At 66.4% G+C, this 8,900-nt stretch carries 12 protein-coding genes; 6 read left to right on the top strand and 6 right to left on the bottom strand.

All coding sequences use genetic code 11. The features are described from left to right. Positions 1–315: 315 nt before the first annotated feature. The 3 genes from Msi02_RS29945 to Msi02_RS29935 all read right to left on the bottom strand — a co-directional run bounded on the left by Msi02_RS29945 (position 316) and on the right by Msi02_RS29935 (position 1,713). Positions 316–660, bottom strand: coding sequence for a PIN domain-containing protein (locus Msi02_RS29945; protein ID WP_239108809.1), 345 nt, complete (start codon positions 658–660; stop codon positions 316–318). Beyond that, the gene (locus Msi02_RS29940) at positions 657–977 is read right to left on the bottom strand and encodes a prevent-host-death protein (RefSeq protein WP_204051322.1); all 321 of its coding nucleotides are present in this window, start codon (positions 975–977) and stop codon (positions 657–659) included. Before Msi02_RS29940 ends, Msi02_RS29945 begins: the two co-directional genes overlap by 4 nt. 301 nt (positions 978–1,278) lie before the next feature. After that, on the bottom strand, positions 1,279–1,713 hold the full coding sequence (locus Msi02_RS29935; RefSeq protein ID WP_204051321.1) for a hypothetical protein: 435 nt from the start codon (positions 1,711–1,713) through the stop codon (positions 1,279–1,281). Between the two features lie 91 nt (positions 1,714–1,804). Here Msi02_RS29935 and Msi02_RS29930 point away from each other — a divergent pair, with 91 nt between their 5' ends. The 3 genes from Msi02_RS29930 to Msi02_RS29920 all read left to right on the top strand — a co-directional run bounded on the left by Msi02_RS29930 (position 1,805) and on the right by Msi02_RS29920 (position 3,703). Further along, the gene (locus Msi02_RS29930; protein ID WP_204051335.1) at positions 1,805–2,536 is read left to right on the top strand and encodes a DUF3626 domain-containing protein; all 732 of its coding nucleotides are present in this window, start codon (positions 1,805–1,807) and stop codon (positions 2,534–2,536) included. A gap of 217 nt (positions 2,537–2,753) precedes the next feature. Next, complete coding sequence (locus tag Msi02_RS29925; RefSeq protein ID WP_204051320.1) at positions 2,754–2,942, top strand: hypothetical protein; 189 nt, start codon at positions 2,754–2,756, stop codon at positions 2,940–2,942. Between the two features lie 71 nt (positions 2,943–3,013). Continuing rightward, positions 3,014–3,703, top strand: coding sequence for a DUF6461 domain-containing protein (locus Msi02_RS29920; RefSeq protein ID WP_204051319.1), 690 nt, complete (start codon positions 3,014–3,016; stop codon positions 3,701–3,703). 124 nt (positions 3,704–3,827) lie between these two features. Here the strand turns inward: Msi02_RS29920 and Msi02_RS29915 are convergent, their stop codons facing one another. Continuing rightward, positions 3,828–5,096, bottom strand: coding sequence for a phosphotransferase (locus Msi02_RS29915; protein ID WP_239108808.1), 1,269 nt, complete (start codon positions 5,094–5,096; stop codon positions 3,828–3,830). A gap of 165 nt (positions 5,097–5,261) precedes the next feature. On the opposite strand from Msi02_RS29915, the gene Msi02_RS29910 reads away from it, so the two are divergent. Next, a complete protein-coding gene (locus tag Msi02_RS29910; RefSeq protein WP_204051318.1) occupies positions 5,262–6,065 on the top strand; it encodes an aminotransferase class IV family protein in 804 nt (267 codons plus the stop codon). Between the two features lie 164 nt (positions 6,066–6,229). Here Msi02_RS29910 and Msi02_RS29905 read toward each other — a convergent pair whose 3' ends face one another. After that, on the bottom strand, positions 6,230–6,418 hold the full coding sequence (locus tag Msi02_RS29905; protein ID WP_204051317.1) for a hypothetical protein: 189 nt from the start codon (positions 6,416–6,418) through the stop codon (positions 6,230–6,232). A 218-nt stretch (positions 6,419–6,636) separates the two neighbouring features. Between Msi02_RS29905 and Msi02_RS29900 the strand changes: the two genes are divergently transcribed. Next, the gene (locus Msi02_RS29900; RefSeq protein WP_204051316.1) at positions 6,637–7,233 is read left to right on the top strand and encodes a hypothetical protein; all 597 of its coding nucleotides are present in this window, start codon (positions 6,637–6,639) and stop codon (positions 7,231–7,233) included. A gap of 63 nt (positions 7,234–7,296) precedes the next feature. On the opposite strand, the gene Msi02_RS29895 is transcribed toward Msi02_RS29900, so the two are convergent. Then, positions 7,297–7,848, bottom strand: coding sequence for a DinB family protein (locus Msi02_RS29895; protein ID WP_204051315.1), 552 nt, complete (start codon positions 7,846–7,848; stop codon positions 7,297–7,299). 96 nt (positions 7,849–7,944) lie between these two features. Between Msi02_RS29895 and Msi02_RS29890 the strand changes: the two genes are divergently transcribed. Beyond that, positions 7,945–8,898: a helix-turn-helix transcriptional regulator gene (locus Msi02_RS29890; protein ID WP_204051314.1), complete on the top strand. Its 954-nt coding sequence runs from the start codon at positions 7,945–7,947 to the stop codon at positions 8,896–8,898. The last annotated feature ends 2 nt before the right edge of the window (positions 8,899–8,900 follow it).

Raw genomic sequence — 8,900 nt, 5'->3', positions numbered from 1 at the left:
CGTCGTCCATCAGTGGGCCATTAAGGGCGATCAACAGGGGGACTCACGGTTACTCGGGGGCGCCTCCTCGCCCAGGCCGGGGGCGTTCTCCCTGGTGATCAGGCCGATTTGCAAGCAGGAAGTCAGGGGTTCGAATTCCTAGGCTGCACCCCACGTCAAAGGCCCAGGCCGGGGACCGTGCTTCCCGTCTGGGCTTCGTTCTGACGCCGGAAGGCGGAAGCGGATCGGGGTAGCTGTCCTCACGCACCATCCCACCTTGGTCGAGTGACGGGAACCACCGTGAGCAAATTATCCAGCCCTTTGAAGTCCTTCGGGTTACAGGTGTAGAGCGGCAGCTGGTTGGCGATCGAGACGCAAGCGATCACCAAAGCGGCTGTGCGGGGACGCAGGTTGCGGCCTGAGGCGATGACAGCGGTCCAGAGTTGGCCGTACTCGCGGGCAGCGGTTTCTCGAAGGGAGAGGGTCGAACTCAGCCTCGGCGGCCCGCAGGATCTTCATCCGCTGAGCGAGTTCCTGCGGCCCGGCCGCCACGAGCACGCCGACCGACAACTCCGCCGTTGTGATGGCGCTGATGGTCATTTCGTCTGGCAGCTCGTCCGGGTCGATCCCAGCGCGCAGGATGAGGATGTTGGTGTCGAGCAGCCCTTGCGTGAGGGTCATTGTTCGCCCTCGGTGGACTCGCCTTTGCGGTATGCGCGATCGTAGGGGTCGTAGAGATCGTCCTTGACGTGCCGGTCCATGTCCTCGCGGTACTTTCGGTCATCGAGACGCGGCATGCCTCGGGACATCGCGGCGAACTCCGCTCGTGAGACGGCCCGGCGCCGGCGACGAATCGGCACGAGGTCGCCGATTTGATGGCCATTACGAGTCATGGCGTACCGTTCCCCGCGTTCCAAGCCATTCCATGGTCTCTGCAGACCGGTTGCGGAGATCGCGCTGCGAGATCTGATGGAAGGTTCAGGCTCAGAGATGCTCACCCCACGAGCGTAGAGGGGCGTGCTATGGCGTGCCGCCAAGTAGCACCACACTGTCCAACGTGGGGATATCGCTTTGTGGAGCCGCATGGTCGGGCCATTAGCGGGCCATTAAGAGTGGTCAAGGGGGGATTCTCGTGCAGCAGCAAAAGTACAGCAACGGCGACGAATTCAGTTGCTCGCCGAGCCGCTTGATACGTCGGAAGCATGTGGAATTTGAAACCGAGACAAAGCGGGCTTCTGGGCCGCTTCAGAGCGGTATGGCCAGCCACCTCGCCGGGCGAGGCGGCCGGCCCGTTCCGAGTCAGGCCGGGATCTGCTTCTCGTTCCACGTGTAGTAGATATAGGTGCTGTCGGGCCCGGTCATCGTGCCGTAGACCTGCCAGAAGCTGTTGGCGCCGGGCGAGTAGCGGAAGACCTTGTCCCCGGGCCGGTCGTCCACGAACACACTCGTGGTCCCGTCGGCGGACCGGATCCGTGCCTCGATAGTGAATGTCGAGGTGTCCGGGATGTCGAGGCAGACTTCGTACGTGTACGCCGATGGGCCGGCGATGTTGTAACTACGACCGTCCACCCCCAACCGCTGGACGTTGGTCGGGACGTAGCTATGAAGAACCCGGGTGTACCCGCCCGTGGAGCAGTCGACTGTAGGGGCGGCTGCCGATGCGGGACTGATGCCGGTGAGCGTGGCGCCGAGGACGCCGGTGGTGACGGCGAGAACGGAGATGGTGCGCTTCATGCCTCTCCTCATCCGTGCAGTGACCCTCCAATCAAGTAGTTGAAGGCTGAACTGATTCTGACTCGGCTGCCGTATCTAGACAAGTCCGGGCCTGTCGCAGTTCGTCACCGGAACGAGCAACGGGGGACTCACAGCTCACCCCGGCGGCGACCGGTGGCGCTGGGAAAGCAGGATCTTCGGTGGAGCGTACGATCACGCACCTGCAGAGGCGCGCCCCGTCTACGGTGCGCTGAACTTCCGACGCAAGTCCGTCGGCGCCGCGCCGCGGTTCGGATCCGCCCACTTCAGGCTGACGGCCGAGACTCTTCGCCGAACCACGTTCTGCTATCCAGATAGCTTCTTCGAACCTTCGGCGTTCGGTGTCGCGTCCCGCATGGCGCTGATCGAGCTGGCCGAGGCTGACGACCCGGACCCCCTGGACGACTACATCGAGGCTCAGGTGCACGGTCCGGTCAGGCTCGACCGGGACGTGGAGGCCCTGCTCCTCGATCCCAGCTATCGCGGCACGGCCGTGGAGGCCGCGGCCCGCCGGCTTCCGTGCCCGGTGGAATGGCATCCCGGATTCCGCCTCACGGTCGAGCATCTGCGGCGCCACCCGAACTACCGAGGACAGGAGTACGTAGCGCTCGGCGCCGAGATCGCGGTCGACGGCCTGCTCGATCCGCGGATTATCGGAGACGCCGCCCGCACCGGGCGCTACCACTTGCAGGCGCTGAAGAAGGTTTGGCACTGCGTGGCGCGCTTCGGCTCCCCTCTGCCCCCGGCTGGCGAGATTCCAGGCCTTACCACCGCCTGCTGTCCTTCTCTGCTGGGAGGCCGGTGACCTCGGCGAGGTTGCTGCACAGCAGCAGATACAGCAGCGCGCCTTACGCAATCACACCCCACCGGCCCGCATCTGCCGCTTGAGTAGGGCGGGGGCCTTTCACGTCGTAACCGGCTTCCGTTGCAAGCAGGGCGTGGTCGCCCTTCCCGTACGGCGAGGCTTGCAGGAAGAAAGCATGCGGACCGCGCGAAAAATGGCTGTATGCCAAAATCATCGCATGGAGTCGATGAACGCCAACGAGGTCGCGGGCTGGTGCTATCTCACCCTCACATTAATCAACGCCGGCTTAGCGCAGGGAAAGGGCCGTTCGGGGTTCGCTTGGTGGCTGCTCTCCCTCTTTCTCGGGCCCATTGCAACGTTCCTTATCGTGGTTCTGCCACGTCCCACGCCCTCCGAGGACGGCTGATCGTATCTGCTCAGGCCCGGGGCGGTTTGGGGCACACGGCCTGAGAGAACGCTGGCTAGCGATGGCAACGGATGGAGCGTATTCGCGCGTCGCCGGAGATGGCGAGATTATGCGCGCAGGTCGAGATCACGCGAAATTCCCACCCGGCCTGCAGGCCGGTTGGCCTTGAATGCAAGGGAAATGGACAATGGGTCGAGCTGAGTCGCGCCGACTTCGAGTGGCTGGACGAGGATGACGTTCTCGGGCATGCGTGGAGCCTGACCTTCGTTCGCGGCGTCGACGAGGCTGAGGCGTTGCGCCGGTTGGGTGCAGAGCAGGCTGACATCCACCTCTTCACGAACGAAGATTGCCCCTTGCCCGAGGCGGTGCAGGCCTGGCGGTCAGGCGATTGGACTGTGATCATCGAAGTGGCCGACTGCAGTCTGGTCGACCAGGAGGTCACCGATGCTCTGTCGGAGCAGACCGAGATAATCAGCATCTTCGAGAACGTCAACGGGTGGAGCGGGTTCGAGTACGTGATCGACGGACAGGTGATGACCTCATTCGACCCTGTCAGCGCGTACCTCCGAGAGGGAGATCAACCCGATCGCTTTGCCGCGGAGATGCGTGCGGCCGGGTTCGATCCGGACACCGTGCCCGACGGAGATTCCGATCTCCCGGACGACGAGGGCTCGTTATTCGCACTGACCGCCCTGCTCACTGGTGTCGTCCTCACCCGGGAGGTCTTCGATGGGCCACTTCCGGGTGCCCTTGTGAAATAGAGGCGCTTGCGCTCGCCGGGCATGCGGCCTGGGGGAGGTCCCGGCCGCCGGAAGCTCGGGCCGCCCGCCGTTACGGCACAACCGACACCAATGCGTCCCGCGGCATGGGACGTCGGACCGCAGGTCAGTCTCGGCTGGATTCGAGATAGCCGGTGAGATAGGTCAAGGATGCGGCGATGTCCTCACCGGTGCCGTGTGGCCGACGCAGCTCGTCGACGAAGACGGCGATGTCGGCGAGCCGCCACCAAAGCGGATAGAGAGCGAGGCCGGCCGGTGAGACGGTCCGGCCGGTGGCCCGGGTGTAACGGACGAGTACGTCATCATCGCCAACAGGGTTCTCGCCGAGCATGCGGGCGAGGGCGGGGGTGAGCATCCACAGATCCCGCTCTGGCGGAGCGATCTGCACGGTGCCCCAGTCGATGAGCCGCAGTCCGGCCGGGGTACGCATGACGTTTCCGGGGTGCGGTTCGCCGTGCGTGACCACCCACACCGCCGCGGTGTTTCGTACCTGGTCGACCCGCCGATCGAAGTCGGCGAGCAATCGTTGGACTTGTCCGGCATGTACGGACAGCAGCTTGCGGGCCGGCTCGGCATAAGGCCCGCCGGTCCACTCACGATCGAGGTCCTGCAGCGCCTCCTCCAGCCTGTCCCGGCCGGGCAGCACCAGGTCAGCCCGCGCTGCCGTGTCCGCCACGACCGGGGTTGCCTCGTGCAGCTCGGCCAGCAGGTCGATTACCTCGACACGGTCCTCGGGCCGGTGCGCGCCGAAGTGCCCAGCGGCACCCGCCACCATTGGAAACACCGACAGGGCATACCGCGAGGTCAGCCGCCAGACCGCGGCGTAGGCCGCGGTCGGGATCGGCGCAAGGACGAAGTCGAGCCCCGCGTCCCGGCGCAGTGCCAGAGCGGCGCCGAAGGATCGGCCGAGCCGGTCGAACGCATCATCACGACCAACGTCCTCCACGCCGAGGTCGTCCACCTTGACGAACCACGCCGTCCGACGTTGATCCACCACCGACCAGTGGTAGCTGCCTGCGCCCACCGGAAGGTACTCGACCGAGTGAGGCTCTATGCCCCAGCCTTCGGTCAACGCCGCCATCAGTTCGGCTTCCGTCAGACCTGCCGGTTTATCCCTCATACGCCGGAATTCTGTCTCACTCACCGTGCGCCGCAGATCATTTCGGAGAGGGTGCTTGAGGCCTTGTGACGTCGATGCGGCGGCGCGCCGCCGTACCTCCGCCCCCCGCCCGTCCAAGCGTGCGGCCTGGGGCCGCTCCCGGCCGCCGATCGTCGATGGGCTCGCTTGCGCGCCGTGACGTTCCAGGTTTGCGGGCCAGAAGGCGGACATGCTGCCGTTTTTCCGCAATCCCTGCGCCTCGTAGTAGCGCAGCAACCGCGGGCTGACCCCGGTATGCCCGGGCCAACTCTCCAATCAGCATGCGACCCGCCCACCCGAGAGTTGACCTTTCATTGGTGTGAGACCCTAACGTCGCCCCATGGGCGGACATTCCGCGTGGTTGTCCGCAATTCCATCCATCTCGCACTGCTGGAGCGATGTATGTCCTCTTATGTTGCTCAACGTAATGGCCATGCGGCGAGCGCCGAGGAGTTGGCGCCGCTCGCCTTCGCGGGCTATGCCCACTTCACCGCCATGCAGGTACGTGGAGGCCAGGTCCGGGGCCTCGACCTCCACCTCGAGCGGCTGCGATCCGCCTCCCTGGAACTGTTCGGCCGGGCATTGCCCGACGATCGAGTGCGGGCCTGTCTGCGGGCGGCGCTACAGGCCGGTCCGGCCGACCTTTCGCTGACAGCCACGATGCACCTCCCACCGGGCGAGTTCACGGTGGCGGGGGCTGATTCGGAGCCCGATTTGCTGGTGCGGACCGGACCCGCCGCGTCCGGTCCGCAGGGTCCGCTCGCACTGGCAGTGGTCGAGTACGAACGGGTCCTCCCGGCCGTGAAGCATGTCGGCGAGGTGGCCAAGACCTATTTTCTCCGCCAGGCCGTTCGACAGGGCTTCGACGACGCCGCCTTCGTCGACCGCAGGGGCCGGCTCAGCGAGGGGTCGATCTGGAATCTGGCCTTCTGGGACGGCACCGCCGTGGTGTGGCCTGAGGCCGAGATGCTGAGCGGCGTCACGATGGGTATCGTCCGCCGGCAATTGGATCGCCTCGGTGTGCCCCAACGCGTCCAGGAGGTCACGGTCGCGGACCTGCCGGCGTTGGCGGGGGCTGTGGTCATGAACTCATGGACCCCGGGAGTGGCGGTGCACCGCATCGGCTCTGTGTCCTTGCCCGAAGCGTCATCCTTCGTGCAGGTGCTGCACCGGGCCTACCAGGCCGAACCGCTCACCTCGCCGTAGGGTCCGGCACCGCCCACACCCCAACGTGATCGCCGCCAGCGTCCATCTGGGCAGCGCTTTCGCGCGCACCCAGGCGACGGACATCAGCACCAGCCCTACCAGGGACGCGAGCATGGCCAGCGGATAGAGCGGGCCGCCGGACGTGGCGTCTCCCGTCGCCAGCGTCAGGATTCCGCACGGCAGGAACGCAGCGCGGTGAAGACGTAGTAGGCGACCGACAGCAGCGCCTCGGTACCGCCTCGCGGCCGGGCCGCCACGTCGAAGATCGCGGTGCCGGCGGCCACCACCGCCATTGCGACGAGGCCGGCCTTCGCCCGGCCGAGCGATCGGGATTCGGCGACCGTGGACACCATGGTCAACACCTCCTGTCGAGCCGGCGGCCCGTTGCCACCGGAACGGCAGGAACGCTACGAATCGGCCCGCCCTCCGCACATCTGTCTACGATCACAAGCCTCGTGACACTATGTCCCAGAGGCGAGGTCGAGTGGAGGGGCATTCGCCTCATCTGGGAGGACGCCTGCACCTTCGAGCTACTCGAGACTCAAGACGGTTCCCACGCGACAATCATCGCGTGATTGATCATTACCGCGATCTCTTCGAGTGGCAGCAGTGGTTTGAGAAAGCGCTCTGCTGGACCGTAGTACAACCCTTCGACGAAGAGATCACGGTGGACGATCTCCTCTGGCGGCTGAACGGAGGCCGTGATCCCGAGGAGCGAACCATGGCGTGCCCCAGGGAAGACGCCGTCATGGAGGATCTGCCCGTGATCTTCGTGTACGAGGGCGAAGGAGCCTGGGGTTTCCTCGAGTTCTCTCACGGTTTCGCCACGCCCGATCACATCCTCACCGAGCTCAGCAAGGGGTCACGCGTGTGGATGACGACGTGGCACTTCAACGGCGGGTACACCTTCCTCTACGCGGCCGACGGCAGGATCAGGGCGCGGATGCGTGATTTCCTCTTCCGCGAGCACGCGTCACTGGAGGGCGATCCGAGCATCCTGGCCGATTTTCGCGCCATGCTCGACGGACTCGACCCGGAGGACTACCGGGGCAAGCGCAGTGCTGCATTCGCCTTCATCGAGGCGTCCACCGGCATGGGCATCGACGGCGAGTGGCTGGAAGCGGAAGAGGCGCCCGTCGTCATCCTCGACAACTGGAACGCGAGGTGAATCGCGGCGGTCCGGCTCGGGGCGGGCGATTCTCCCCGCAAGCCTTCCGGTGAGACGTGCGGGTCAGCCCATGCTCTTGGCGCCGTCCAGGGACTCGCGGATGATGTCGGCGTGGCCGGCGTGCTGGGCGGTCTCGGCGATGATGTGCAGCAGCACCCGACGGGCCGACCATCGCGCGCCGGCCTCGAACCACGGGGCCTTCGGCAGCGGCTGGGTCACGTCGAGGTCGGGCAGGGTGGCCACCAGTTCGTCCGTACGGCGGGCAACTTCGGCGTAGGCGGCCAGCACACCGGAGAGTGTCTCGCCGGGCAGCATGCGGAACTGGTCGGCCCACTGGGCCCAGTCGGCTTCGGTCATGGTCGTGGCGTCGCCCATCGCCGACGGGCCGTCCAGGATGAAGCGCGCCCAGTTGCGCTCGACCAGGGTGACGTGCTTGATCAGGCCGCCCAGGCACAGCTCACTGGCCGTGGTCCGCTGCCCGGCCTGCTCGTCGGTGAGGTCACGGGTGGTGAAGCGCAAGAAGTGGCGGTTCTTGGCCAACGCCGCCAGCAGGTCGGCGCGCTCGCCGGTGATGGCCGGCGCGTCAGCGAGGTCGCGAGTGGTCGTCTCGTTCACGGTCTCCGCCTTCCGTTAGTCCGTTCGTCGGTCAGGAACCACGCTAGGAGTCATAGCGGTCACTTTCTGGCCTGAATCGACGAGAGAATCCGGAACATGGCGAACACCGGCACGCGGACGCTGCGGCTGCTCTCCTTGCTCCAGACGCACCGCTACTGGCAGGGCGCCGAACTGGCCGAGCGGTTGGGAGTCTCCGTCCGCACTCTGCGGCGGGACATCGACCGGTTGCGTGAGCTGGGTTATCCGGTCGAGGCGCAGCGTGGCGTCGACGGCGGCTACCAGCTCGCCGCGGGTGCCGCACTGCCGCCGCTGGTCATCGACGACGAGGAAGCGGTCGCACTGGCCGTGGGACTGCAGACCGCCGCTCAGGGGGCGGTGGAGGGCATCGCCGAGTCATCGGTGCGGGTGCTGGCCAAGGTGGTGCAGGTGATGCCCGCCCGGTTGAGGCATCGGGTCGAGGCACTGCGCACGATGACCGTTCCCGCCGGATGGGACGGCCAGGCCGGGACGGGCGTCGACCCGGGCGTGCTCACCGCGGTCGCGCTGGCCTGCCGGGACAGTGAACAGCTCCGCATCACCTACACCTCCGCGGACGGCAGGCGAACCGAGCGGCACGTCGAACCGCACCGGCTGGTCCGTCTCGGCCGCCGCTGGTATCTGGTCGCGTACGACCTCACCCGGCACGACTGGCGCAGCTTCCGGGTCGACCGGCTCATCGAGCCCGAGAGCACCGGCACCCGTTTTCGTCCCCGGGAGTTGCCCGCCGCCGACGCCGCCGACTTCGTCCGTGCCGGCCTGGACAACCTGCCTCGTCCGTACCGGGTGGAGGTGCTCGTCGACGCTCCGGCCTCCGTCGCGCGCGAACGGATCGGCCGGTGGTGCACCGTCGAGGAGGTCGACGCCGGGCAATGCCGGATCCGGATGACCACGCACTCCCTGAATTGGCCGATCATGTCGCTGGGCGTGCTCGGCGCCGACTTCCGCGTCATCGAGCCGCCTGAACTGCTCGACCGGATCCACGACTGGGGGGCCAGGTTCCAGCGGGCCTGAGG

Origin of the sequence: Microbispora siamensis (assembly GCF_016863095.1) — a bacterium.
Classification (GTDB): Bacteria; Actinomycetota; Actinomycetes; order Streptosporangiales; family Streptosporangiaceae; genus Microbispora; species Microbispora siamensis.
This window is presented reverse-complemented; position numbering and strand designations above follow the sequence as displayed.